At 60.5% G+C, this 22,760-nt stretch carries 28 protein-coding genes; 12 read left to right on the forward strand and 16 right to left on the reverse strand.

Annotated features, from left to right (window positions below; genetic code table 11):
- Positions 1 to 71: 71 nt before the first annotated feature.
- Positions 72 to 782, reverse strand: coding sequence for a CDP-alcohol phosphatidyltransferase family protein (locus NMG70_RS01985; RefSeq protein ID WP_254022972.1), 711 nt, complete (start codon positions 780 to 782; stop codon positions 72 to 74).
- 248 nt (positions 783 to 1,030) lie between these two features.
- Between NMG70_RS01985 and NMG70_RS01990 the strand changes: the two genes are divergently transcribed.
- Positions 1,031 to 1,504 (forward strand): phosphatidylglycerophosphatase A family protein, encoded by a 474-nt coding sequence (locus tag NMG70_RS01990; RefSeq protein ID WP_254022973.1) that lies wholly within the window; start codon positions 1,031 to 1,033, stop codon positions 1,502 to 1,504.
- A 177-nt stretch (positions 1,505 to 1,681) separates the two neighbouring features.
- Here NMG70_RS01990 and NMG70_RS01995 read toward each other — a convergent pair whose 3' ends face one another.
- From NMG70_RS01995 to NMG70_RS02025, 7 genes are all read right to left on the reverse strand, one after another.
- Positions 1,682 to 2,374, reverse strand: coding sequence for a class II aldolase/adducin family protein (locus NMG70_RS01995; RefSeq protein ID WP_254022974.1), 693 nt, complete (start codon positions 2,372 to 2,374; stop codon positions 1,682 to 1,684).
- Positions 2,371 to 3,846 carry an FGGY family carbohydrate kinase gene (locus NMG70_RS02000; protein ID WP_254022975.1) on the reverse strand — a complete coding sequence of 492 codons (1,476 nt, stop codon included), beginning with the start codon at positions 3,844 to 3,846 and terminating at the stop codon, positions 2,371 to 2,373. The genes NMG70_RS01995 and NMG70_RS02000 overlap by 4 nt, the downstream gene beginning before the upstream one ends.
- 4 nt (positions 3,847 to 3,850) lie before the next feature.
- The gene (locus NMG70_RS02005) at positions 3,851 to 4,699 is read right to left on the reverse strand and encodes a sugar phosphate isomerase/epimerase family protein (RefSeq protein WP_254022976.1); all 849 of its coding nucleotides are present in this window, start codon (positions 4,697 to 4,699) and stop codon (positions 3,851 to 3,853) included.
- A 5-nt stretch (positions 4,700 to 4,704) separates the two neighbouring features.
- Positions 4,705 to 5,700 carry an ABC transporter permease gene (locus tag NMG70_RS02010; RefSeq protein ID WP_254022977.1) on the reverse strand — a complete coding sequence of 332 codons (996 nt, stop codon included), beginning with the start codon at positions 5,698 to 5,700 and terminating at the stop codon, positions 4,705 to 4,707.
- Positions 5,697 to 6,698, reverse strand: a complete 1,002-nt coding sequence (locus tag NMG70_RS02015; protein WP_254022978.1) for an ABC transporter permease — start codon at positions 6,696 to 6,698, stop codon at positions 5,697 to 5,699. The genes NMG70_RS02010 and NMG70_RS02015 overlap by 4 nt, the downstream gene beginning before the upstream one ends.
- Complete coding sequence (locus NMG70_RS02020) at positions 6,691 to 8,205, reverse strand: sugar ABC transporter ATP-binding protein (protein WP_254022979.1); 1,515 nt, start codon at positions 8,203 to 8,205, stop codon at positions 6,691 to 6,693. The genes NMG70_RS02015 and NMG70_RS02020 overlap by 8 nt, the downstream gene beginning before the upstream one ends.
- An 89-nt stretch (positions 8,206 to 8,294) precedes the next feature.
- Complete coding sequence (locus NMG70_RS02025) at positions 8,295 to 9,284, reverse strand: autoinducer 2 ABC transporter substrate-binding protein (RefSeq protein WP_254022980.1); 990 nt, start codon at positions 9,282 to 9,284, stop codon at positions 8,295 to 8,297.
- A gap of 209 nt (positions 9,285 to 9,493) precedes the next feature.
- On the opposite strand from NMG70_RS02025, the gene NMG70_RS02030 reads away from it, so the two are divergent.
- Positions 9,494 to 10,552 (forward strand): LacI family DNA-binding transcriptional regulator, encoded by a 1,059-nt coding sequence (locus NMG70_RS02030; protein ID WP_254022981.1) that lies wholly within the window; start codon positions 9,494 to 9,496, stop codon positions 10,550 to 10,552.
- 142 nt (positions 10,553 to 10,694) lie between these two features.
- Here NMG70_RS02030 and NMG70_RS02035 read toward each other — a convergent pair whose 3' ends face one another.
- Positions 10,695 to 11,339, reverse strand: a complete 645-nt coding sequence (locus NMG70_RS02035) for a hypothetical protein (RefSeq protein ID WP_254022982.1) — start codon at positions 11,337 to 11,339, stop codon at positions 10,695 to 10,697.
- Between the two features lie 376 nt (positions 11,340 to 11,715).
- Here NMG70_RS02035 and NMG70_RS02040 point away from each other — a divergent pair, with 376 nt between their 5' ends.
- From NMG70_RS02040 to NMG70_RS02050, 3 genes are all read left to right on the forward strand, one after another.
- Positions 11,716 to 11,883: a Thivi_2564 family membrane protein gene (locus NMG70_RS02040; RefSeq protein ID WP_254022983.1), complete on the forward strand. Its 168-nt coding sequence runs from the start codon at positions 11,716 to 11,718 to the stop codon at positions 11,881 to 11,883.
- A gap of 32 nt (positions 11,884 to 11,915) precedes the next feature.
- Positions 11,916 to 12,104, forward strand: a complete 189-nt coding sequence (locus NMG70_RS02045; protein WP_254022984.1) for a hypothetical protein — start codon at positions 11,916 to 11,918, stop codon at positions 12,102 to 12,104.
- A 141-nt stretch (positions 12,105 to 12,245) separates the two neighbouring features.
- Positions 12,246 to 13,721, forward strand: coding sequence for an FAD-dependent oxidoreductase (locus tag NMG70_RS02050; protein WP_254022985.1), 1,476 nt, complete (start codon positions 12,246 to 12,248; stop codon positions 13,719 to 13,721).
- Between the two features lie 26 nt (positions 13,722 to 13,747).
- On the opposite strand, the gene NMG70_RS02055 is transcribed toward NMG70_RS02050, so the two are convergent.
- From NMG70_RS02055 to NMG70_RS02075, 5 genes are all read right to left on the reverse strand, one after another.
- Positions 13,748 to 14,212 (reverse strand): YbhB/YbcL family Raf kinase inhibitor-like protein, encoded by a 465-nt coding sequence (locus NMG70_RS02055; protein ID WP_254022986.1) that lies wholly within the window; start codon positions 14,210 to 14,212, stop codon positions 13,748 to 13,750.
- Positions 14,213 to 14,271: 59 nt separating this feature from the next.
- Complete coding sequence (locus NMG70_RS02060; RefSeq protein WP_254022987.1) at positions 14,272 to 14,577, reverse strand: DUF2267 domain-containing protein; 306 nt, start codon at positions 14,575 to 14,577, stop codon at positions 14,272 to 14,274.
- Between the two features lie 128 nt (positions 14,578 to 14,705).
- Positions 14,706 to 16,112 (reverse strand): Do family serine endopeptidase, encoded by a 1,407-nt coding sequence (locus NMG70_RS02065; RefSeq protein ID WP_254022988.1) that lies wholly within the window; start codon positions 16,110 to 16,112, stop codon positions 14,706 to 14,708.
- Positions 16,113 to 16,175: 63 nt separating this feature from the next.
- Positions 16,176 to 16,382, reverse strand: a complete 207-nt coding sequence (locus NMG70_RS02070; RefSeq protein WP_254022989.1) for a sugar phosphorylase — start codon at positions 16,380 to 16,382, stop codon at positions 16,176 to 16,178.
- 301 nt (positions 16,383 to 16,683) lie between these two features.
- Positions 16,684 to 17,115, reverse strand: a complete 432-nt coding sequence (locus tag NMG70_RS02075) for a hypothetical protein (protein ID WP_254022990.1) — start codon at positions 17,113 to 17,115, stop codon at positions 16,684 to 16,686.
- A 171-nt stretch (positions 17,116 to 17,286) separates the two neighbouring features.
- Between NMG70_RS02075 and NMG70_RS02080 the strand changes: the two genes are divergently transcribed.
- From NMG70_RS02080 to NMG70_RS02095, 4 genes are all read left to right on the forward strand, one after another.
- Entirely contained in the window at positions 17,287 to 17,469 is a 183-nt protein-coding gene (locus NMG70_RS02080) for a hypothetical protein (protein ID WP_091590065.1), read from the forward strand.
- Between the two features lie 8 nt (positions 17,470 to 17,477).
- Positions 17,478 to 17,699 (forward strand): hypothetical protein, encoded by a 222-nt coding sequence (locus NMG70_RS02085; RefSeq protein WP_254021342.1) that lies wholly within the window; start codon positions 17,478 to 17,480, stop codon positions 17,697 to 17,699.
- 381 nt (positions 17,700 to 18,080) lie between these two features.
- Entirely contained in the window at positions 18,081 to 18,245 is a 165-nt protein-coding gene (locus NMG70_RS02090) for a DUF3309 family protein (protein WP_023799553.1), read from the forward strand.
- 178 nt (positions 18,246 to 18,423) lie between these two features.
- A complete protein-coding gene (locus NMG70_RS02095) occupies positions 18,424 to 19,830 on the forward strand; it encodes a PAS domain-containing HWE histidine kinase family protein (RefSeq protein ID WP_254022991.1) in 1,407 nt (468 codons plus the stop codon).
- An 85-nt stretch (positions 19,831 to 19,915) separates the two neighbouring features.
- Here the strand turns inward: NMG70_RS02095 and NMG70_RS02100 are convergent, their stop codons facing one another.
- On the reverse strand, positions 19,916 to 20,302 hold the full coding sequence (locus NMG70_RS02100) for a hypothetical protein (RefSeq protein WP_367185479.1): 387 nt from the start codon (positions 20,300 to 20,302) through the stop codon (positions 19,916 to 19,918).
- Between the two features lie 204 nt (positions 20,303 to 20,506).
- On the opposite strand from NMG70_RS02100, the gene NMG70_RS02105 reads away from it, so the two are divergent.
- Both NMG70_RS02105 and NMG70_RS02110 read left to right on the forward strand, forming a co-directional pair.
- A complete protein-coding gene (locus NMG70_RS02105) occupies positions 20,507 to 20,761 on the forward strand; it encodes a hypothetical protein (protein WP_254022992.1) in 255 nt (84 codons plus the stop codon).
- Positions 20,762 to 20,917: 156 nt separating this feature from the next.
- Positions 20,918 to 21,334, forward strand: a complete 417-nt coding sequence (locus NMG70_RS02110) for an HD domain-containing protein (protein WP_254022993.1) — start codon at positions 20,918 to 20,920, stop codon at positions 21,332 to 21,334.
- Between the two features lie 51 nt (positions 21,335 to 21,385).
- Here the strand turns inward: NMG70_RS02110 and NMG70_RS02115 are convergent, their stop codons facing one another.
- A complete protein-coding gene (locus tag NMG70_RS02115; RefSeq protein ID WP_254022994.1) occupies positions 21,386 to 21,796 on the reverse strand; it encodes a DUF427 domain-containing protein in 411 nt (136 codons plus the stop codon).
- Positions 21,797 to 22,067: 271 nt separating this feature from the next.
- Here NMG70_RS02115 and NMG70_RS02120 point away from each other — a divergent pair, with 271 nt between their 5' ends.
- Positions 22,068 to 22,505, forward strand: coding sequence for a CBS domain-containing protein (locus NMG70_RS02120; protein ID WP_254022995.1), 438 nt, complete (start codon positions 22,068 to 22,070; stop codon positions 22,503 to 22,505).
- Positions 22,506 to 22,760 lie beyond the last annotated feature (255 nt).

The raw sequence follows: 22,760 nt of genomic DNA on the forward strand, positions 1-22,760 counted from the left end.
GGCAGGACAACTGAAGACCCGCAAAATCATCCCGGTTCGGTTCAGCCGGCTCGAAACGGTCTAACGCCGTCTCACGGCTGCTTCGCGTCCGCCCGATTGAGCATCGCAATTGCGCGATTGATGCGTTGCAGCGCTGTGGCGTTTGCCACGAGCGCGTACAGGGCGAACCCGCCCGTCAGAATCCAGGGCGAAGCGGCGCCCATGGCGGTCGCCAATCCGTCGGCGACCAACAGCACGCAAATGAACACCAGGCGTTCCATCCGTTCGAAGAAATCCGGCCATGCCTGGTTTTCTATAGGGATTTCGATCGCCGTCCGCGCCTTGGCGTAGCTGGTGAGGATACCGCCGGCGAATGCGAGCATGGCGATCGCCCACAGATCGGCGACCCAGCCTATAGCGGCAAACACCGCAAATTCCTGATAACGATCGGCCATGGCGTCGAAATAGCCGCCCGCCTTGGTGCTCATATGTCTTCGACGGGCAACCGCCCCGTCGAGCGCGTCGAAGGTGAAGGCAAACGCCAGGCAAAGGCCAAAGGCAAGGCTTGACTGGTGGTACAGATAGGCGGCGCACGACAGGGCGACGAGCACCAGCCCGCCTGTTGTGACCTGGTTCGGGGTCATGCCGATCCCGATCAGCGGAGAGGCGGCTTGCTCCCATAGCGGGTCGATGCGACGTTTCATGAGACCGGAGATCATGATGACTGGCTCCTCTGATGATGTCGTTCCGCGAAGCTTAACCGGCAAATTGTGGGTTCGTTCCAGCCCGTCGGCGCCGATCAAGGTGGTCAGCGCGATGCCCGTCGTGTCCGCTGCCGCAAATCGATTGGCGGTCTAAAGCGCGTCGCGGCTGAATGGATTCATGCAACGCGCTTTAAGTTCTTGTTGTTATGCATGTCGTCATCGCAAAAACCGCTGCGCACCCTCGGGTCAGGACCAAGGTCAGGCCCGAGGGCATGCTTTTGCGCGACATGCATTTGCGGCGATTATAACGCATATTCGAAATTCACGGGAAAGCCGTCCGAAACGCCATGCGTGAATTTCTGCCCAGGTTTGCTTACCTGCTCGCGACCTCTGCCGGCGCAGGATTATCTCCGCTATGGCCGGGCACGGCCGGCGCGGGCGTCGGAGTGGCTGTTGCCGCGGTCCTGATACCTGCATCGCCTTGGCTGATCGTGATAGCCTATATGGCCCTATTCGCCGTGGGCGTATGGGCGTCGTCGCATGTCGTCTCCCATACAAGGACGGAGGATCCGCAGATCGTCGTCATTGACGAGACCTTCGGCACCGCCGCAACGCTTTCCATGCTGCCGCTCGACCCGGTCTGGTGGGCAGCAGGTTTCCTTGCTTTCCGGTTTTTCGACGTCGCCAAGCCTTGGCCTATCGGCGTCGTGCATGAGAAGGTAAGGGGCGGACTCGGCATCATGCTGGACGACGCGGCTGCGGCTGTGTTCGCCGGCGCGTTGCTGCTTTTGCTGAACGATTTGATTCAACATTTGCCGTAACCTGCCACTGTCGAGCTTGATGCGGCCCAGCGGGAAAAAGCCCTGTCTCCACTAAAACCTGCCGGAGCAGCGCTAGGAGCATTTTGCAGCCAAGTGGAATCACTTGGCGTCGCAGAAATGCGGCTAAGACAAAATAGATAGAGCGGGATGGCCAGTTCAATTTGAACGCATCCCGCTCTAGACCGCAGCGTCGCGCGGCCGCGCCAAATCGTTCGTTCCCTCCGGATCCGGCGCTTGGCCATAGCTCATCTTCTTCATCTGCTCGATCACCCGCGCCATCTCCTCGTCCGAAAGAACCGGCGGCTCGCCAAGGCTAAGCGCCTGGACATACATGCGCGACAGGGTTTCGACCTCGTTCGCCAGCCACAACGCCGCTTCCATGGTCTTGCCGAGCGAAATCTGGCCGTGCTGCCCGAGCAGGCAGGCGAGGCGATCCTTGAGTGCAACCAAGGCATTGTCGGACAAGGCCTGCGTGCCAAAGGTCGCGTAGCCCGCGCAGCGGATGGTGGTGCCGCCAGCCACTCCGGTCATATAGTGGAAGCTCGGGATCGTCTTGTGGTGGCAGGCCAGCGTCGTGGCGTAGAGCGAGTGGCAATGCAGGACGACGTTGATCTCCTGCCGCTCCCTCAAAATGTCACGGTGGAAGCGCCACTCCGAGGAGGGCCGTCGCCCGACATAGGTACCGTCAAAGTCCATCTCGACGATGTCTTCGGGCGTCATTGTTTCGTAAGGCAGCGACGAGGGCGTGATCAGGAAACCGTCGCTGCAGCGCACCGACAGGTTGCCGGCATTGCCCTGGTTGATACCGCTTGAGTTCATCCGGCGGCAAACATCCACCATCTCGCGGCGCAGAGCGCTGCCATCAGTCATCGATTGTTCCTTTTGCTGGTCTTGCCCTGTTGCAAGTTGTTTCGCTTCGCCAGTTCGCGCCACCGCTGTGCATAGGCTGCGAGCGCCTCACGATCGCCGGCAAAGGCAGTCGGCAGGCTGACTGCGATGGGAGCCGGCGTGTCGCGAGTTTCATGTTCGCCAAGTAACGCCGCACCCGAAGCGGTGCCATAAGAGTCGAGGTTGTAGACCGTTTCGGCCTGTGGCCGCAGCGCGGCAACCAGCGTGGCGTAGAGCGGATCCCTCAAGAAGGTGCCATCCAATGCAACCAGCCCGTATTCGTTCAGCACATCGATACATTCCACCGTCAGCAGCGCGGCATAGAGCACTGCGAGCGCCTTGCGCTCAGCAGGGGTTTCTGCAGGCGGCCCATCAAACCCGCCGCGCCCAGCGCTGCCTGGAAACAGGCCGTCATCGTCGCCGAACGACGGCAATGCAAAGGTGCCGCGCTCAATCAGCAAGCTGACCAGCGCAGCGTCGGCCGTAGTTGCTTCTTGCCCCTGCCCTGCCACCCCCTGCCCTGCCACATGACTGAACTCTCGTCCGCCCATGGTCAAAACGCCGCCGACCGGGTGTCCTGTCACGTCGCTGTTCAAAACCATTCCGCGATTTTCATCGAGTTGGTCGAGAGGTGTCGCCGCGCACATTCCGACAATCCAGGTTCCGGTAGAGATCACGCAGGCGTCGCGCATGCCTGCCGCCTGGTAGCGGTAGAGGTTCAGGCTGCTGTCGTGGCCGCCGGTCAGGACAGACAGCTTTTCCGGTATGCCGTGCCGGCGCGCCAGATCGTGCCGGATTGGCCCCAGCGTCTCCCAGGCCGGATGGAATGGTGGCATGAGGCGCTGCCACCCCTGCCCCGCCACAATGGGCGACCACTGCTTGCGCACATTGTTCCATAGATGGGACTGCGCCGAGAGGATCGTCGTTTCGGCCGATGGCACGCCCGACAGCCGCCAGGCCCAATATTGAGGCAAGCCCAGATACCACCGAGCCTGAGCGACGCGCTCCGGATCAACCTGCTGCATCCAGTACAGCTGGCGCGCCTGGTGGGCAGCCTTCAGCATGATCGCGCTGCCTCGATCGAAGAAATCGCCCGAAAGCGGCGCGTAGCCATCGCGAATTGCAGGCGGCAGGTCCTGCTCATAATCAATCATCGGCAGGGCGCAAGTCTCATCGGGATCTTGGTTCACCAGAACCCCTGCGGAGCCATGTCCGGTGCCGACCACCTTTTCCAGCGGATGGTGTCGGCACAAAGTGGCGAGCGAGCCGAACAGCCAGTCGCCAATGGCGTTGAGATCGTGCTGCCGCCAAGGTGGACCGGGCCGCACTTCGTTATGGACAGAGAGGCTCTCCACGAGCACGCCGTCGAGCGTCATCGCGGAGAGCTTTACATTGGTCTTGCCGACATCGAAGACGGCGATCCTTGCGCCGTCCGCCTTCTGCCCGTCACCCATCGTGTCAGATCAGACCGTATTGGCGAGCCTTGTTGCGCAGGAACGGCAAGCCATTGCCCATCACTTCGGCCTCATCCTTCGCAACCGGCCGCCAGACCGAGAGGCCGTAGGAGACTTCCGGCGGCATGTTGATGAAGCTTTCCATGGCAAGTCCGCCCTTGAAGCCGATCGCCGCCAGCGTCGCGTAAATCTCGTCCCAGGGGCAGTTGCCGGTGCCTGGTGTGCCGCGATCGCTCTCGGACAAGTGGATGTACTTCAGGTGATCGCGGGCGGCCAGAATGCCGTTGGCGGCCCCCTTCTCCTCGATGTTCATGTGGTAGGTGTCGAGATGAACAAAGATGTTGTCGGCCCCGACTTTCTCGACCATCCAGACGGCCTGCGCGCCGGTATTGATCAAATGGTTCTCGTAGCGGTTCACCGCCTCGATTCCAAGCTCGATGCCGCGCTGCTTGGCGTGTCTGGCGGCGACGGTCAGCACATGCGCGATGTTGTCGTATTCCTTTTCGGTCGGTGGCAGGCCGGTGCGTTCGCCGATACCGCCGAAAATCACCCCGGAAAGCGCCAGCGCGCCCATTTCCGCAGTCTTGTCGATCGCCACTTCGAGATGTTCGATGGCGGCATCCGGGCGCACCGAGGCCCAGGCGCGCTCCGGCAGGCCGAGCGAGCAAACGGCAGGAAGATTGTGCTTTTCGAGCAGGGCGCGTGTGTGCGCGGCATCGACCGCCGGCGCGTTCAGAAGCGCGATCTCGATAAAGTCCATCCCGTATTTGACCGAAGCCGCGATCGCCTTCTCCGCGCCGGCCCGGTCCCAGTTCATCGTCCACATCGAGGTGTGGACCCCAAAACCATGCATCTAACTCACCCTCTGTTTGTGTTTAGGAATTTGAGGCGCCCGGCAAGCCAGCGCAGGATCATCACCGTGATCATCAGGATGCCCCAGACTGCCGTCGCAAGATGCTGGCTTGCGCCCATCAGATTGAGTCCCGAGGACAGAAGCTGGAGCACGACCAGCGCAACGAAGACCGGGATCACCCGACCGAAGCCGCCGAACGGATTGACCCCGCCAAGGAAGCAGGCAAGCACGGTGATCAGCAGGTAAGACTCGCCGTGGCCGACTCGCACCGAATTGAAGCGCGCCAGCATGATGATGCCGGCGACCGCGCACATCGCACCGGACAATGTGTAGACGAGAACCTGCACCTTGCGCGTATTGATACCGGAATAGCGCGTGGCCTCGATATTGGAGCCTATCATGTAGGTGTTGAAGCCTAGCTTCATGCGCGTCAGCAAGACGTGCCAGATCAGCACGCAAGCGATGAAGATGAGCAACGGCACCGGGATGCCAATAATCGAACCGTAGCCGATCGGCGCCAGGAAGCCGGGAATGCCGGACACGTCGCCGCCGCGCGTCAGGAATTCGCCGAGACCGCGCAGGAAGATCATCATCGACAGCGAGACCAGGATCGGGTGAGCCTTGGTGTAGGCGATGACGAGCCCCATGATCAGCCCGCTCAGTGCTCCGACCGCGATGGCAAGGACCGAGCCAAGCACAAAGGCGCCGGTGCCCGCGTCGACGCCTCCCTGGCTTTGCAGTACCCAAGCCAGCGTCAGGCCGGCCATGTTGGCCGTGAAGGTGATGGCCAGGTTCAGGCCGCCGGTCAGGATCGGCAGCAGCATGGCGAGTGTGAGGAGGCCGAGTTCCGGCAGCTGGAAGGCGACGGATCCAAAGGTAGCGCGGGAAAGAAAGTTCGGCGCGGCAAACCCAAACACGATCATGACAGCTACGAACGCGGCAAACGGACCTGCAAGTTCGGGGCCGAGCGCGTTGCGGACGCGTTCAATCAAAACCGTCATGAGTGCACCCGTCGGCTTTTCAGGAACGGCACCAGGCGTTCGATGCTGGTGTTCGAAAGCGTGATTGCGGCAAGAATGATGGCGCCGACGATCATCTTGAACGCGAAAGGCGACACGCCCATCAAATTTAGTCCGTTCTGGGTAATCGAGACCAACAGAACGCCCAGAATGCAGCCGAGCACGCTGCCCTTGCCGCCGCCGAGCCGCGCACCGCCAAGGACCACGGCTGCCAGGACGTCGAGTTCGCGCCCATAAAGGGCATTCGGCACAACCTCCTGCGCGTAATGCGCTTGGACGAGACCGGCGATACCCGCCATCAGGCCAAGCCAGCCGAAGGCGATAAATTGCATGGCACCGATATTGACGCCGAAGCGGCGCGCGCCCTCCGGGTTGTCGCCAAATGCGTAGAGTTGGCGGCCAGTGGTGGTGCGCGTGATCAACGCCCAGGTAGCAAACACGCATATGGCCATAATGAGAACAGGCAGGGTGATCTCCGCCCAGGTCCCGTCAGCCATCTCTCGCTCGAACAGCACGACGCGAGTGGTGAGCCAGTCCGGCAGGTTGTAGATCGACACGCCGCCTGTGAAAAACATCAGCAAGCCGAAGAAAATGTTGAAAGTCGAAATCGTGGCGACGATCGAGATGATCCTGAACCCGTGGATCAGGAAGGCGTTGATGCAGCCCAACGCGACGCCCAATACGCCAGCGATGATGAAGCCGACAATCCAATTCCCGCCGCCGATCCAGCCGAGGACGGTCGCGGTCAGATATTGCACAACGGAGGCAGCAACCGCGAAGGAGATGTCGATGCCGCCGGCGATCAGCACGACCAGCAGGCCAACGGCGAAGATGATGTTGACCGAGCTGGTGTTCAGAAGGTCAAACGCGTTGCCGAGGGTGAAGAACCGGTCCGTCGCGAACGAAAGGAAGACGCAGATGACGGCGATAACGGCGAGCAAAGCCAGTTCCGTTGCGTGGGAGCGGACAAACCTACGCATAGACCGCCTCCTCGATCGCCTGGAGGGTCGTAGCGCCCGGCGTAAATTCGCCGACAATGCGCCCCTGGGCCATCTGCAGCACACGGTCCGCGTTGAAATAGACTTCAGGCACCTCGTCCGAGATCAGGATAATGGCCAGGCCGCTGTCCGCCAGCTTGGAAACGATTTCGAAAATGCCGGCGCGCGCGCCGACATCGACGCCCACCGTCGGTGCGTCGAGGATAAGCAGCTTCGGGTCGGTCGCCAGCCATTTTGCAATGGCGACACGTTGCTGATTTCCCCCTGACAGGGTCGAGATCGCGTCGTCCTGCTTTCCGATCCTGACCCCGAGATCCCTTATCCAGCGATTGACCAGAGATCGCTTGCGATCGCTCGAAATGAAACCGCCTGAAAGGACCTTGTCCAGCGAGGCGATGACCATGTTGTCGGCGATTGCCTGGGGCTGAATGAGACCGAGCGACAGCCGGTCCTCCGAAAGGTAGGCGACGCCGGCGGCGATCGCGTCACGGTTGGAACCGAAGCGAACGGTTTTGCCATCCAGGACGACAGAGCCCGATTTCGGCTTGCGCATGCCAAACAATGTCAGCGCCAATTCGGTGCGCCCTGCCCCGAGCAACCCGGTGATGCCGAGCGTCTCGCCGCGCCGGACCGTCAAGGACACGTCCTCGAATTCGCCGGGCCGCGACAGTCGCTCGACCTCAAGCATGGCCGGGCTCCTGCTCAAATCCCGATGCAGGACGGAATAGTCGAAGGTCTTGCCCGTCATCAACTCGGTGATGCGCGACTGGGTCAGGCCTTTGGTTGGATAGACGCCAACCAGGGCGCCGTCGCGCAGCACGGTGACGCGGCTGGAGATTTCAAGAACCTCCGCCAGGCGATGACTGACGAACACTACGGCAACGCCCGACGCCGACAGATTGCGCACAATGTCCAGCAGATAGTCGGTTTCGGATTGGGTCAGCGACGCCGTCGGCTCGTCCATGAAGACGAGCTTTGCCTCGCCGACGAGGGCGCGCGCGATTGCTACGATCTGCCGCTGTGCGATGGGAAAGTGGTGGAGTGCCAGATCGACATCGAAGGCAACACCAAGACGTTGCAAGGCGTTGATCGCGACACGGCGCATCTCGGCATAATTCACCAGCCGCGGCCAGCGGCCGATGACGGTCTGGAACGCGATATTTTCGGCGACAGTCATCTCGGGAAACAGAGCGAGGTCCTGCCAGATGACCTGAATTCCGCTGGCCTGCGCCGTAACCGGCGACATATGGGAGTAGCTCTGCCCATCATAGTCGATCACGGCGCCCGCCTCGGGCTTGTACACACCTGTAATGACCTTGATCAGCGTGCTCTTGCCGGAGCCGTTCTCGCCGGCAAGACAATGCACCTCGCCCGGCAGCACCTCAAAGCTGACGTTCTTCAGCGCCTTCACGCCGCCGAACGTCATATTGACGTTGCGGAGCGACAGCAGCGGCCGTGGTGCGGCGCCATCGAGTGCCTGATCAGCCATCGAGTCGAAACCTGGATCCAATCGCGTTTGCAATCCTGCAGCCGGGCCGGCTCGAGGCCGGGCCCGACTGCCATTAGCCTTGGGAGGCTTTACAGGCCCATCGCCGCGAGATCGTCGACAGTATCCTTGTTGATGGGGACGAGTTGATCGACGATGATGTTACGGTTTTCGAAGTCGGGCTTAACTGTCCCTAGCCCTTCGATCGTATCGCCATCCTTGATCTCTTTGCCCTTCATGAGATGGTCGGCCAGCGTGACGAAAACCTCGCCCGCCTGCTTTGGATTCCACATGAAGCCGCCGGAGATCGCGTCGTTCTTGATGAGCTTCCGGCCCTGGCCCGGCGAGAACGGGCCGAGCACGAATATTTCGCCCACCTTCCGGCGCTCTTCGATTGCGCGGCCAGCGCCGATCGGGCCCTGGCTGCCGAAGGCGAGGAAACCCTTCAAGCCTGGATTTGCGGAGATCAGGTCAAGCGCAGTGCTGCGGCTCTTGTCGACATCCTCGGCGACGCCATAACGTTCGCCGACAAGCTTCATCTCCGGGTTGTTCTTCTTCAGATATTCGATTGCCGCATCGGCCCAGGCATTGTGCAGCGGCACCGTCAGCGAGCCGACGAACACTGCGTACTCACCCTTGCCGCCCATCTTCTCCGCCAGGAGCTTGGCATGAGCCTCGCCGAAGCCGGTCGCGGACGCAAGTTCGAAGTCCCAGTCGGCGCCCTTTTGGCCAGGCGATTCATGCGTGATGACGATGATGCCGGCGTCCTTGGCCTTCTGCAGCACTGGTTCGAGCACTTTCGCATCATTCGGCACGACGCCGATGACCTTGACGCCCTGCGCGATCAGATCCTCGATGGCGCGAACTTGCAGTGCCGGATCAGCGCTGGTCGGGCCGACCATGAATGCGTCGACGCCGAGCTTCTGGCCACGCTCCTTGATACCCGCCTCCATAGCGTTGAACCACGGAATGCCGCCGATCTTGACGACGACGCCGACCTTGCCGGCCTGCTGTGCCATCGCAGCGAATGATCCGCCAATCATAAGGGTCGCGGCAAGCGCCGCGATCATGAGCTTTTTCATCTGTACTCCTCCCATAACGTTCCTAGTGGGAACACACTCGAGCCGTCGAACGACGGCGGCCGTTAAAAACCTCCCCGAAAGAGACGGGGCACTACCCCATCGATCATCCACCGGTTTTCGCTTGCACAATCGATGGTGCAAAAACTATTATGCATCGAGAAGCTCTCGTCAAGCGGGATATTGCTCTAAATGGACGCCGGAGGCGCCAGATGGACCAGCGGGTCAAGAAGAAGGCGACGATCTATGACCTATCCGTGCTGTCGGGCAGTTCGCCGTCGACCGTGAGTGCCGTCCTGAACGGCACTTGGCGCAAGCGCCGCATCAAGGAAAGTACGGCGCAAACAATTCTCGGCCTCGCCGAACTCCACCAATACACCACCAATCTGCAAGCGCGAGGCTTGCGACGCTCGCGATCGGGCCTGGTCGGCCTGATGCTGCCCGTCCACGACAATCGCTACTTCTCCTCCATGGCGCAGACGTTTGAGGGACATGTGCGCAGCCGCGGCCAATGTCCGGTCGTGGTTAGCGCCAGCCGCGACCCGGAAGAGGAACGGCGGACCGCGGAGACGCTGATCTCCTATTCAATCGACCAGCTCTTTATCGTCGGCGCCACCGATCCCGATGGCGTGCACGAGGTCTGCGAACTGGCGGGGCTGAGGCATATCAACATCGACCTGCCGGGAGCGAAGGCGCATTCGGTGATCAGCGACAATTATCAGGGCGCGCGGATGCTGACGGAAGCAATCATCCGCCACTTCGGCAACGACGATCCCTTGCGGCCGGACGAGCTGTTTCTGTTTGGCGGGCGCAACGACCACGCCAGCCGCGAACGCATCGCCGCTTTCCATGCGACCAAGAAGGCGCTGCTGGGCGCCGACCCTGACGATGGTGTGCAGTCCTCCGGGTATTCTCCTGATATAACTTTGCGTGCCTTCGAGGCGTTTTACCAATGCCGTGGCAAGCTGCCGCGCGCGCTGTTCATCAATTCGTCGATCAATATGGAAGGTCTGCTGCGTTTCATGGCGGGCCGGCCAGCGGAAATGTTCAGCGAGCTCGTCGTCGGTTGCTACGACTATGACCCCTTCGGCTCCTTCCTGCCCTTCCCCGTAATCATGGTGCGGCAGAATGTTGAGGCGATGATCACGAAGGCTTTCGAGCTGATCGATGAACCGCCGACGGCACCGCAGACCTTCCTGATTGCGCCAGAGTTGGTCCAGCCCAGGTCTGCATTGAAAGGGCCGCTCGATACGCTGAAGGATACAGATTGAGGGTCACTCGGCGCTATAGGGCGATCCCGCCTTGAGATTTTCAATGGTTCATCGTGCCGACCCTCACGGGAGTGTCGCCGTCCTCAGCGCGAGCAACTGGGTGGGTGCGTAGGCGCCTGTAAAAGGTCTACGGCAGCGAGCGTTAGAAACGATAACGGATGCCAAGAGCGTTCGCATTGGAACCCTCTCTCATATTTCCAAACGTGCCATCGGCGCCGGATCTATGGTGGAGTTGGTAGACGAGTTCGACGTTGGGAGCTTGCCTCACTCTGAAAGAAAGCTCCGCGCCAACGAAGCCGAGGAATGATGCATCGCCATCGTAGACGATTTCGCGATCGCGCTCGATCTCGGTAGGGCCCGTGACGGCACTAAATCCAGCGGTCAGTGCGGGCGCAATCGCCAAATCACCAATGACAAGGCCGTGGTGGCGCAGTCGCGCTCCGGCCCAAAGTTCGCCAGTCGTATCATCGTCCTCGCCAAATCTTATTGCCGCGCCAGTGACGCCGCCAAGAACGAAGCCAGCGCCTATATCGACGAAATCGCGACCGTATGCGGCTCCGATTATATAGTTGTCGGTGTAGTCGGCACCCAAAACATTGATCGTGTCCCCGAAGGCCCCGCGCGCAAAGACGCCACCAAAGACATAAACATCATTCTTGGTCGGCAGACCCTCTGTGAAAGGATCTTCGGTCGCAAAATAGATAAAGGGAGAATTGTCATCGGCGAGTCCAGAACTGACTGAAATGCTCAACATCACCGCAGCCAGGGCCACCCGCAGTCCACGCATAGACAAGCTCCGAATCAATCCATTTCCATGGTTGGCAATTGCACATGGGAAAACAAGGTACGAATTGGATTGTCGCCAGAATACTGGATGCGGGTCATTCTATAGCTCGAACTCTTCTTAAGGAGCTGCCAAGCGGCTCGCAAAGAGTGTGGATGGCCCTACTCGGTATGGTTCGGCCCGCGTGCAAGCTAATGTCGTCATCATCCCTTCCAATCGTCTGAAAGAGGCCGACCAATGTCGACAACGCCGGTTCATCGACACCACTAGCCAAGCTGTTCGAATCACTCACTCGGTGCTAAGGCTTGAGCATGCATGGGGAATCATAGACCACGCAACGTGGTGTTTGCTGGCTTGTTTTTATGTGCAGTGAGGGACAATGGCCGGCACTCCTTTGATCAGTATTCTGATCACTTTCCTCGTAGTCATTCTGGTGCTGTATCTTGTTAACCGACTGCCGCTTGACGGTCGTACTCGTCAGATTGCCCAGGTTATCGTGATCATTATCGGCATCATTTCGCTGCTGAAGTACCTCGCGGTGTTTTAGGCCACCACGCACGCGATAGGCCGCGGGCTGTCGTGGAACCCGGCGCGAACGTCATGCAGAAAATTGATTTCCTCATCGCCGAAGCGGGCAAGCTACGCTTCAGGCTCATCATCGCCTTCCTGGATTTTTGGGCCTGCGGGCGCATCCCCAACTCGATCGGGGCCAACATGTCGCTGCGCGCCGACGCGCTGCGGCGCGCAGCGACGAATACGATCGGGTGATGGCTTGCGCCTCGCATCTTCCCGGGGGCGTTTGTAGTTTCCGGACGGCCAAACAACGATTGAAGACGGCAAATCCGGAACGTTTTTGCGCCGGCGCGGGTTGTCGATGGAGATGCATCGAACGCATGGGACGCTGGTGAAATGGCCATTCTTTCAGGAAAACCGGGAAGCTGTTGGGTGGCGGCAGCCACCGCTACGAACTATCCCCCGCTCGAGGGCTCGATCCATGCCGATGCCGTTGTCGTGGGCGCCGGGATCGTCGGGCTTACGACGGCGCTTCGCCTTCGCGAGGCCGGTCGATCGGTGATCGTCGTCGAAGGCCTGCGGACAGGCGGCCAGGTGACCGGCCGCTCGACGGCCAAGATCACGACGCAGCACGCGCTGATCTATCGCCATCTCATCGACACGTTCGGGCGGGACCTGGCGCAGACCTATGCCGGTGCGAATTCCGCCGGCGCCGTCCAGATCCGGGAATGGGTTCGCGACTATGTCATTCCCTGCGATTTCGAGAACAAGGACGCCTATACCTACACCTGCGATGCAAGCCGGCGCGCGGAGATCGTGGCCGAGGCAGAAGCCGTGCGCCAAGTTGGGCTGGACGCCGATGTTCTGGAGCGCGCGCCGCTGCCTTTCGAAACGGCCGCCGCTCTGCGTTTTTCCGACCAGGCGCAGTTCAATCCGGCGATGTATCTGGTTGGCCTGGCTCAAGCGGTGACGGCCCGTGGCGGACGGATTTTCGAAAACAGCCGCGCGATCTCGATTGGCGAGGCAAGCCGCTGGCGCGTAGTCACCGAGAGCGGCACCGTTCACGCCGAGTATGTTGTCGTCGCCACCAACATGACAGTGAAGAGCCCCGTCGGCATGGCGAACCGCACCCAGCCGCGCTGCCACACTGCCATGGCGTTTCGGATCGATGACCCTCTTGCTATCGACGGCATGTTCATCGGCATCGACGATCCGACGCATTCCATCCGCACCGGCCGCGATGCCGAAGGCCCGCTGCTTGTCGCGCTCGGCCCCAAGTTCGATACGGGCCAGGACGGCGACGTGGCGAAACGGTTCGTCGAGCTGGAACAATGGGCAAGAATGAACCTTCCAATTGGGGACGTCGCGTGGCGCTGGTGTAATGAGGACTATGATACCGCCGACAGGGTTCCGTATGCCGGCGAGCCCGATCCGGACAAAGCCCCCGGGTTTCATATCGCCACGGGATTCAACGCCTGGGGCATCACCAATGGAACGGCCGCCGGCATGATGATCGCAGATTTGATCTGCGCTCAGCCGAGCCCATGGCAAAAGCTCTATGATCCGGCGCGGTCTTATCCGGAGGATTTTCACAACAATGGCGGCAGTCAATCGATTGTCTCAAGCCTCGACCACATCAGGCCCGGCATGGGCGGTGTGATCGTCAGGGGTGACGAAAAGATCGCGGCGTGGAGAGACGCTGAAGGGGTGCTCCACCCGGTTTCGGCGACATGCACCCACAAGGGCTGCACCGTGACCTGGAACAACGCCGACGACACCTGGGATTGTCCCTGCCATGGCTCGATCTTCGCCGCCGACGGTTCGGTGATCCACGGCCCGGCTCGAAAGCCGCTTGCTCCGGCCGCGCTATAAAAGGCAGGGATGGGCACGGGCCGGCGTTACCGTGCGTAGGTTCCGACCAGCTCAGTCTGCTCCAGCGCATGCTTCTGGGCTTCCTTCCAGACAGACTGCACGCCCGCCTGTCCCGGCACACTGAGGCTCGGCACGTCGAGTGCGACGAGCCGGAAATGATAATGATGGACGCCATGTCCCACCGGCGGCTGCGGGCCATCGTAATAGGTATTGCCGAAATCATTGGTGCCTTGCCTGAGTGCCGACGGGCCTGGCTTGCCGTCTTGCGCCTCGGCGAGCTCGCCGGCATCGGGCGGAATATTGAACACCACCCAGTGCCCGAAAATCCCGCTCGGCGCGTCGGGATCCTGCACGACAAGTACAAGGCTCTTGGTACCGTCCGGAACACCGGACCATTTCAGCGGTGGTGACACGTTCTCGCCGTCGCGGGTATATCTTTCAGGGATTTTCCCGCCCGCCGGGAACGCCGGACTGATAAGGGTGAGTGGCATTTCCATCTCCCCAAATAAGAGGCACTACAGCCGACACACCAGCTGTATCTGGCGCTATTTCACGCCGCTTGCTGAGCTGCCGCCACGCGCCTGATTTCTGCCGGCAAGGCTTCCCAAACCTTGATCATCTGCCCCTCTCCCACATGGTGAGCGAGCACCTTGGATACGACCCTGAATGCATCCTTGGAATCGACCGGTCGGGTGAATTCCAGCTCCGCCTTGATTTTGGCCAGGAACTCGTCGAGCGACCGCAAGTTCTCGGGGGTCCTGGAGGGCTGATATTGGTCGTAATAGGCGCCGCGCACGAGGATCGGCAGCTGCGAGCCGAGGTGGGCGGTGGCGCTGATCGAAGCCTCCTTTTTCAACAGGTTGAATGACTCATTCGACGAAACGGCCTTGGTCGGCTGTTGTTCCCGTCCCAACGCTAATGGCCGCCTGTCTCGAAAGCGTGATCTATTCGGCCAAGTACGCTCGCCAAGCTTACGCGTTTCCGTCAAGATTTGGCCGTGGCCACGGCAACGTAAAGAGATTGCCCTTGCCTGCTTATGCGGAACAGTATCGGCTTGTTCTGCTGGCGGGATTTCGCCCACTCGTCCTGGATGTCCGACGGCTGCGTCACATCCCGGTTGTTGGCCGAGACGATCACATCGCCGGGCTGAAGGCCGTTTTCGGCGGCGAGGCTGTTGGGAGCCACTTCCTGGACGAACACGCCTGTGGTGTCCGGCTGGAGTCCGAGCTGCTGGCGCGCCTCATCCGGGATGGGGCTGAGCGACAATCCAAGACGCTGGTCGGCCGTATCCGACCTTGGAACGGCGCCGGTCTGTTGCTCCTCATCGTCGCGCTGTCCGATGGTCAGAGCTATTTCCTGTTGGCTGCCTCCGCGATTCCTTGTCAACGTCGTTTGTGTTCCCGGCTTTTGGCTGGCAGCCGCGAGCGTCAGATCGTGGACGCTCTGGATGTCCTTGCCGTTAAAGCGTGTAATCACGTCTCCCGCCTGTATGCCTGCCTGGTCTGCCGGACTGCCGGGCTCGACCGACGCGACCAGCGCTCCCTTGCTGCCTTGTATTCCAAGCGCCTCGGCAATCGAAGGCGTGATCTCCTGGAGGCGCACCCCGATGTAACCGCGCTCGATCCGGCCAGTGCGGATCAACTGGTCGACGACGTTCCGGGCGGTTCGGGATGGTACCGCAAAGCCAATCCCTATGCTGCCGCCAGTGGGAGATACGATCGCAGTATTGACCCCGATCACTTCGCCGCGCGCATTGAACAGGGGACCGCCGGAATTGCCGCGATTGATCGAGGCGTCGGTCTGGAGAAAGTCGTCGTAAGGACCGGCATTGATGTCGCGCGAACGGGCCGAAAGCACGCCGACGGTGACGGTCCCGCCGAGCCCGAACGGACTGCCGATAGCGATCGTCCATGCGCCGGGTTGGACTGCATCGGAGTCGCCCCAGGTGGTCGTTGTCATATTGGGCCGTGGGTCGATCTTCAGCACCGCGAGGTCGGTTGCCGGATCGCGGCCGACGAGCTGCGCAGGCAACGTCTCCTTGTCGGAGAATACGACATGAATTTCGCTTGCATCGGCAACGACATGGTTGTTGGTGACGATGTGCCCATCGGGGTTGATCACAAAGCCTGAGCCAAGCGCCTCTCGCACCCGAGGTTGAGCCGGCCCGAAACCGGGACTGCCGAAAGGACTAAGAAAGTCACCCAGCGTCGCCTGGTCCTGGATAATCTGTTTGGTCGTTATTGCAACCACGGCCGGAATTTTCTCGCGCACGATTGCCGTGAAGTCGTTCGGGATCTCCTGGGCGGAGAGCGGAGCAAAGCCGCCGGCCGAGAGCATTAGAGTTCCGGCGATCAGGCCGGCGCAAAGTCTTTGGTTCAATACCGGAAACATGGTCTGCGACTCCTCCACCGTTCAGTGATCAAGCATGCGACCGCTCCGGTATGAGCCAGCGGATCACCAGCGGATTACGACAACCTTGTCGTTCCCGTTGGCGAGTTCGACAGCTTCGGTGCCGTCCGGTTTGCGGCTTTCAACCCGGGCACCTTCTACTGTTTCTATGCCGGCAACGTTGGCCGCAAAGGCCTCGTCAATCTCGGCGGCACAGACCAGGGTATCCGGGGGCAGATCCTTCACTTGGTCCATCAACTCGCGAAGCTTCATGGCGAACCTCCTTGGCACAGGCCCGGATTCTTTCGGCCGCACATTCCAACCATGTCCCTCAAGAAAGGTTCCCCGACGAGATCTGCGGGCATGTCACAGGGACGAGATTCCGCTGTCTCTGCGTGGATCCGTTCGGATTTGTGCCCCGCCGATGAGGAGCCGGCCATGAGCCTTCGCCCGGCCGCCGTGAATGCAGCGCGTCGGCTCGATCATCGACTGCGGCGCCGGCGATGCCACCAGCTTTTGAGGGCCAGTCGCTAACGAGAACGATCAAGACGTGTCGTCACCGTCTGGGCTGGCTTCAATGCACAAACCTTGCCCTCAGCCAAGCCAGAAGTCTGTTCCCGGTAATTGTCCGGCGGACTCTGGCGGCAGCCCATCGCGCTTGCATCGTAGCACCAACGTGGCAGTGACAGACGATGTTGTGCAACTGCGAGTCACTCAACTCGAAGAAGCGCTTTGCCTCACCGTAAGTATCATCTTTGAGACCCATGGCGCGCAGCACCAGATCCTCATAGGCAACGGTGATCGGCGACCCCGCGCCACGCGCTACGGCACGAGCTTCTGGGCTGAGATATTCGGTGCCTGAAAGCGCTCCGAGGCACCGCCGAGGATTTCGTTCGAGAAGCTCTGCCCAACGCTCGATCCGCTGCGCCCGAGACATGGTCGGGTATGTCGCCGAGGGCTCAACTTTCGCAACTGTCTGCAGTTGGTCGAGTGTTTGGTGTTTCATGGTCGGTTCCTTTCAATAGGTCGAAGCGCCCACGCCCTGACAAAAGATTATTGCGCTGCGACGCGCCGGCAAGGCCGGAATTGCCAATGTTTAGGAGTTTGCCCCTCGCCCAGTTCGTATCAGGAACCTTCCCGGGGGCCTGCTTGTTTTGGCTGGTGAAAGGAGACGGTCATGAGCACAAAACCACCACCCGTACCGACAGAGAACCAGAGCCCAAAGGGTCCGGGCGATAAGAAGTCGGTTCCTGTCGACCAAACGCAGCATAGCCATTCCGCCCCAAATCCCGACAAACAGGGCCAGCAGGGCAATACGAAGGTCAACACGACCCATCAAGGGCACCAGCAGGACCGTTAGGTGATTTCATGTCAACGTCGAAAAAGACCCGCGCCAGCATTCGCCATGGCGGCCCTGGCGCATCGCACGAGAATGCCAAGGAGCCGCTGGTGATAGAAAAGCCGCCAGCCGATTCCGATCTGCGCAGCCGCAGCAAGATCTCAGGCGGAGGAGGCGAACGCGACAGCCACCATACTCATGACCCCGAAAAGAAGGGCGGCGGCACCCGGCCGGCACACAAAGGAAGGTGAATTGTATTCACGTTCCCGGCGAAGCGGGCGGCGTTTTCTGCTGAAATGGCGAGGTGCCAGGCATTATCCGGCCGTCGACTGTGAGCACCGCCCTCGGAGTGGCTGTGGCCCTTTTTGGCCCTACCGCCGCAACTTCGGACTCGTCAGGCATTTTTGCTGTGATCGCCGTTCCTTCAGGCGGTGCGAGGCTGAGAAAGCCTGTTGCCAGCTGGCTCCCGCCCGGCGGGCTTTCTCGTCAGCCTACTGGCTTCTCCCGCTAAACGAGCCACAGATACTACTTCCGGTGGAACAGGAAGCCCCTTCTGGGAGTTCCTACCGTCATCAACAGGGCATGGACGTGCCCTTTGATTGGCGCGGCAGCGCAAGAATGGGAGAACCAGCATGAGCCTCGGAACCATACTCATCATCATTTTGATCCTTATCTTGCTTGGCGGGTTCAGCGGTCTGGGTGGCGGGCCGTTCTACGGCACCGGCTATTATGGTGGTGGCGGCCTCGGTCTCGTGCTGCTGATCGTCATTATCCTGGTCCTTCTCGGACGCATTTAGTGCCCGCACGACTAGGCGGACAAAACTTTAGCGTTGATCCGGTGTCGCTCTAGGGGCCTCGTCCGGGAATGTAGCCGCGGCTCAGGCCATAAGGGCCGCACGTGATTGTCTCGGCGGAACCGAAATCGCTCAAGTGCATTATAGCCGCTGCGGAAATCCCAAGAGAATGGCGCCAAACGTGAACTTCGTTGAACAAGCCGATATCGGCCTCGGAGTTCCGGGCGTCCCCTCTGCCGATCTGATGCAGGCACTGCCGGTCGCCGTGTACACCGTGGACGAACGGGGGCGCATAACCTTCTTCAACGAAGCCGCAGCTGAGCTCTGGGGCCATCGTCCTGTAATCGGTCGGGACCTTTGGTGCGGCTCGTGGAAGCTTCGTCATCCAGATGGTCGGGATATGGCGCATGGCGAGTGTCCGATGGCCGTGGCGCTGCGCGAAGGCCGGGACGTCTCCTGGGACCAGGCGATTGCGGAGCGGCCGGACGGCGAACTCGTGCCGTTCAGGGCTCACCCACGCCTGCTTCGCGACGAAGCGGGCAATGTTGTCGGTGCCATCAACACGTTGCTCGACCTGCGCACGCAGACGCTGGGCGATGAAGCTCGCATGCGTCTTGCCGCCATTGTCGAGTCGTCGATGGACGCCATCGTCTCGAAGGACATGAACGGCATCATCACCAGTTGGAACGACGCTGCAGAACGCCTGTTCGGCTACACGCCTGCCGAGGCGATCGGCCGGCCGGTGACGATGCTCATTCCGCCCGACCGTCTCGACGAGGAAGTCTCGATCATCAGCCGCATCCGCGCCGGCGAACGCGTCCCCTCCTATGAGACGATGCGCCTGCGTAAGGACGGCACGCTCGTTTCGGTCTCGCTCACCGTCTCGCCGATCCGCGACACCATTGGGCGGGTCGTCGGCGCCTCCAAGATCGCGCGCGACATCAGTTCCCACAAGGAGAACGAACGGCGCATCCGTCTGCTCATGCGCGAGGTCAATCACCGGGTGAAGAACCAGTTTTCGGTCATCATCTCGATGATCCGCGAGACAAGCAAGCTGACGAGCACACCTGAGGCTTTCCTCGGGCAAGTTCGAGAGCGCATCATGGCGCTTTCGGAATCCCATGATCTCCTGGTCAATGCCGAATGGCGCGGCGCGACGGTCGGCGAGCTCATCCAGGCACAGCTCAAGGCCTTCGCAGCGCAGTCCCGCGTGTCGATGGCCGGGCCAATGGTGATACTGCAGCCGAACGCTGTCCAGTATCTCGGCATAGCCTTTCACGAACTCGCCACCAATTCGGCAAAACATGGAGCGCTGTCGTGCAGCGGCGGACGCGTCGAAATCGATTGGAATGTGATCTCTGCGGGCGACGGCGCCGATACCTTTCGACTGGTCTGGCGTGAGTTGGACGGGCCGGTCCCCGACGCTGTCAGGGGGCGCGGTTTCGGAGTGATCGTCCTCGAGCGCGTGGCGCCGCAGGCTCTCAGCGGCAGCGGGCGGCTGGAGTTCCACGCGCAAGGCATCAGCTGGACGCTCGAGGCGCCGCTGCATTTCGTCCAGACATCACTGGCCGAAATCGCAGCCGACTGAAGGAATTTTTGCTGCGCTGGTGAATCGCAAAACCGCTGCACACCCTCGGGTCAGGGCCCGTGGGCATGCTTTTGCGCGACATGCATTATTGCGTTTGGTCCGGCGGGCCAAGATAGAGCGAAACAGCCCTGTCCTCCAGAACATCGACGTCGCCTCTTCCAGGCAGGGCATTGCAGCCAACTGAGTGCCGATGGGCGTTACCTGGTTCAAACACGGTCAGGCTGTCGAATTCCATGGCCGCCCCGTAGAACTGGGCGGCTTGCAACACCAGGCATTCGACGTCTTCAAGCGCAACGTTTTCTGCGAGGTTTCGCAGCCGCACAGCCTCGGCCACCGCAGTGACATTGAGTATCCCCTTACTCCGGGCGGCTGCCCAAACTTGGAGGTTAACGTCTTGACACAAATGAGCCGAGTAACCGAAGCGCATGGAAAACCCTCTTTTCAGGAGCGGCTTGTCCCCCGTGATCAGCATGTGCCCTATCGATCCGAATAGCAAGCAGAATCAGTAAAACTTGCCTATTAAATCAATGATTTAGCATACGACAAAGGCTGCATAGTCGATGCCTTACCGTAGCTGTCAGCCTTTCACGCCAATGGCTAATGAACCGGTCTTGACGACCGATAAGGCTTTTCCTAATTCTTAGACAAATACTAACTTTGAGCGGTGGAGGCGGAAATGGCCGAGCTGGAGAGACCCGAACGACTGCAGATCATGCTAACCTCGGACGAATTGGCTGCTTTGGAAAACTGGCGCTTCGAAAGGCGCATGCCAAGCCGCTCGGCGGCCGTGAGGGAGTTGCTGCGGCGCGGCCTCCACGCCGACGGATTTTTGACGGCAGCACAAGGTGCCAAGTCGCAGGATTTTGGAATTCTGCCCAATTCCGGCATTGTCGATGGAGCGTCTCGCGACCAGGGCGGCGGCAAGCTATAAGGTTGCCTCGCGGCGCTGGAGATGCTTCGGCAACAGTGTGCCGGAGCCCTGGCCATCCTGTGGAACTTCAGGCAATCGTCGCGCGTTCGGTGAGGCAGGTCGGGCATCGGAGCAAGGCTGGTTGCGTCATTAAACAGGCCGGCAAGGATCAAAGCAGTGAGCCTCCTTTACCGCGCGGCAAAAATCGCCGAGCAAGCTCATGCGGGGCAGACGGACAAGACCGGACGGCCCTATATCGAGCATTGCCGCCGGGTCGTTGATGCCGTCGAAACGCTCGACCAGAAGGCTGTCGCCTACCTCCACGACGTTCTCGAGAAAAGCGACGATTGGGATCGCGAGCGGCTCGAGGCGGCTGGTTTCGGAACATCCATCGTATCGGCAGTCGATGCCATGACACGCAGGCCGGACGAGGACGACCTCGCTTTCGTGCGCAGAGCAGCAGCCCACCCATTGGCGCTGCGGGTCAAGCGCGCCGATCTTACCGACAATGTATGGCAGGCACAGCAGATTGGCGCGTCGACATCGAAATATGAAGACGGACTCCGGATCCTCGACGAAGAATTCTCCGAATGACGGATTGCGCCTGTGGCGTGATCGGCCGATGTGGGAATTTCAAGCGAGGCTCTATTCGGGGATGTGAGGCGTGTGTCGCTTGTCCTCGGCAGGATCGGCATCGATCCGCGCCTTGTTGGGATCGAAGGCGCCATGGCGGGCGATGGCCGATGCCGGCGTGTCGGGGGTCTCGTAGGCCCACATGAAGTCGTCAGCCGCTCCGCCGACCGCGTGGACCCGCCAGTAACTGGCCGTGCCCTTCAACGGGGAGTGCGTTGTCGTGTTGGTCTTCTCCAGAAGGTCGAAATAGATATCCTCGAAGGGGATATAGAAGACGGGATCGTGCCCATCTTCATGGAGCACTTTTGCCCGCTCGGTTGAGGCAATAATCGCGTCGGAGAACCTGACCGTCACGGTTCCATTGAACGGCGTAATCGTAAGCGCGCCGGGACGGCTGGTGGAACTTTCGGCTAAGGGCTGCATTCGACTTCTCCGTTGGCTGCCTATCCCCTGGAACGTCATATCGCCCATCGTGGTTCCAACGGCGACAAGCGCATTGGAGCGCGCGATCGTTGGGATTCGACTTCAAGTCAAGAATTCCCGCGACGCGGGCTTTGCCAGCCCACCTTAGTCAGGTGAAAACCCTGTGCGGGCTATTATCCACATTTCAAGGGAACGTTACCGCCGAAAACTTCGTTCATCGGTCATCAAACACCGTATCGCGGAGGGGCTTCGCAAATGAAGGGAGATTGCCATGAAAGTCGGCAACTGCATGACGAGGAATGTCCAGGTCGCGAACCCCGAACAGTCTATTCGCGAAGTAGCTGAGATCATGGGCAGGCTTGACGCTGGAGTGATGCCCGTGGGCGACCACGACCGGCTGGTCGGGATGATCACCGATCGGGATATCGCGATCCGAGGCGTAGCGTTAGGTAAGGGTCCTGACACGAAGGTGCGTGATGTCATGAGCCCGGAGGTCAAATATTGCTTCGATGATGAAGACGTCGAGCATGTGCTTGAGAACATGGGCGACCTGCAGGTGCGTCGGCTCCCGGTTCTGAACCGCGACAAGAGGCTCGTCGGTATCGTCTCGCTTAGTGATCTCGCGACGAATGGCGAATCGGCAGAAGCGGGAGAGGCCTTAAGCGACATCTCGAAGCCGGGTGGCAAGCATTCGCAGACTGCCCACTGACTGACGCCGAGACATGTTAGCGCAAGGTCAGCATAACTTGTTCGCGGTGCGTCGGCTAACGCCGGCGCCCCGCGGGAGCAGTGTGATGTTCTTCTGCAAAGGTTCAGGAGCATCCATGATAACGATCCGAAGCACCGTGTCTTTCAGGGCCGGAAAAACGCCGGCAGGCATGGACGCGTCGGATCACGGCGCGCGGAGACGTTCACTCGGATATCGTCTCGTGATAAGCTCTTCTTGCGACGGGACCGCGCGACG

This window comes from Mesorhizobium ventifaucium, from assembly GCF_935822925.1.
GTDB classification, from domain to species: Bacteria; Pseudomonadota; Alphaproteobacteria; order Rhizobiales; family Rhizobiaceae; genus Mesorhizobium; species Mesorhizobium ventifaucium.

Excerpts from the sequence above, each read along its gene's own strand:
- NMG70_RS02080 (WP_091590065.1), top strand. The coding sequence starts at position 17,287 with ATGAGCACAAAACCACCACCCGTACCGACAGAGAACCAGAGCCCAAAG.
- NMG70_RS02070 (WP_254022989.1), bottom strand. The coding sequence starts at position 16,382 with ATGAAGCTTCGCGAGTTGATGGACCAAGTGAAGGATCTGCCCCCGGAT.
- NMG70_RS02010 (WP_254022977.1), bottom strand. The coding sequence starts at position 5,700 with ATGACGGTTTTGATTGAACGCGTCCGCAACGCGCTCGGCCCCGAACTT.
- NMG70_RS02105 (WP_254022992.1), top strand. The coding sequence starts at position 20,507 with ATGGCCGAGCTGGAGAGACCCGAACGACTGCAGATCATGCTAACCTCG.
- NMG70_RS01990 (WP_254022973.1), top strand. The coding sequence starts at position 1,031 with ATGCGTGAATTTCTGCCCAGGTTTGCTTACCTGCTCGCGACCTCTGCC.
- NMG70_RS02085 (WP_254021342.1), top strand. The coding sequence starts at position 17,478 with ATGTCAACGTCGAAAAAGACCCGCGCCAGCATTCGCCATGGCGGCCCT.
- NMG70_RS02020 (WP_254022979.1), bottom strand. The coding sequence starts at position 8,205 with ATGGCTGATCAGGCACTCGATGGCGCCGCACCACGGCCGCTGCTGTCG.
- NMG70_RS02065 (WP_254022988.1), bottom strand. The coding sequence starts at position 16,112 with ATGTTTCCGGTATTGAACCAAAGACTTTGCGCCGGCCTGATCGCCGGA.
- NMG70_RS02120 (WP_254022995.1), top strand. The coding sequence starts at position 22,068 with ATGAAAGTCGGCAACTGCATGACGAGGAATGTCCAGGTCGCGAACCCC.
- NMG70_RS02015 (WP_254022978.1), bottom strand. The coding sequence starts at position 6,698 with ATGCGTAGGTTTGTCCGCTCCCACGCAACGGAACTGGCTTTGCTCGCC.
- NMG70_RS02040 (WP_254022983.1), top strand. The coding sequence starts at position 11,716 with ATGGCCGGCACTCCTTTGATCAGTATTCTGATCACTTTCCTCGTAGTC.
- NMG70_RS02035 (WP_254022982.1), bottom strand. The coding sequence starts at position 11,339 with ATGCGTGGACTGCGGGTGGCCCTGGCTGCGGTGATGTTGAGCATTTCA.
- NMG70_RS02100 (WP_367185479.1), bottom strand. The coding sequence starts at position 20,302 with ATGCTGATCACGGGGGACAAGCCGCTCCTGAAAAGAGGGTTTTCCATG.
- NMG70_RS02090 (WP_023799553.1), top strand. The coding sequence starts at position 18,081 with ATGAGCCTCGGAACCATACTCATCATCATTTTGATCCTTATCTTGCTT.
- NMG70_RS02115 (WP_254022994.1), bottom strand. The coding sequence starts at position 21,796 with ATGCAGCCCTTAGCCGAAAGTTCCACCAGCCGTCCCGGCGCGCTTACG.
- NMG70_RS02055 (WP_254022986.1), bottom strand. The coding sequence starts at position 14,212 with ATGCCACTCACCCTTATCAGTCCGGCGTTCCCGGCGGGCGGGAAAATC.
- NMG70_RS02030 (WP_254022981.1), top strand. The coding sequence starts at position 9,494 with ATGGACCAGCGGGTCAAGAAGAAGGCGACGATCTATGACCTATCCGTG.
- NMG70_RS02000 (WP_254022975.1), bottom strand. The coding sequence starts at position 3,846 with ATGGGTGACGGGCAGAAGGCGGACGGCGCAAGGATCGCCGTCTTCGAT.
- NMG70_RS01995 (WP_254022974.1), bottom strand. The coding sequence starts at position 2,374 with ATGACTGATGGCAGCGCTCTGCGCCGCGAGATGGTGGATGTTTGCCGC.
- NMG70_RS02075 (WP_254022990.1), bottom strand. The coding sequence starts at position 17,115 with ATGAAACACCAAACACTCGACCAACTGCAGACAGTTGCGAAAGTTGAG.
- NMG70_RS02025 (WP_254022980.1), bottom strand. The coding sequence starts at position 9,284 with ATGAAAAAGCTCATGATCGCGGCGCTTGCCGCGACCCTTATGATTGGC.
- NMG70_RS02050 (WP_254022985.1), top strand. The coding sequence starts at position 12,246 with ATGGCCATTCTTTCAGGAAAACCGGGAAGCTGTTGGGTGGCGGCAGCC.
- NMG70_RS02005 (WP_254022976.1), bottom strand. The coding sequence starts at position 4,699 with ATGCATGGTTTTGGGGTCCACACCTCGATGTGGACGATGAACTGGGAC.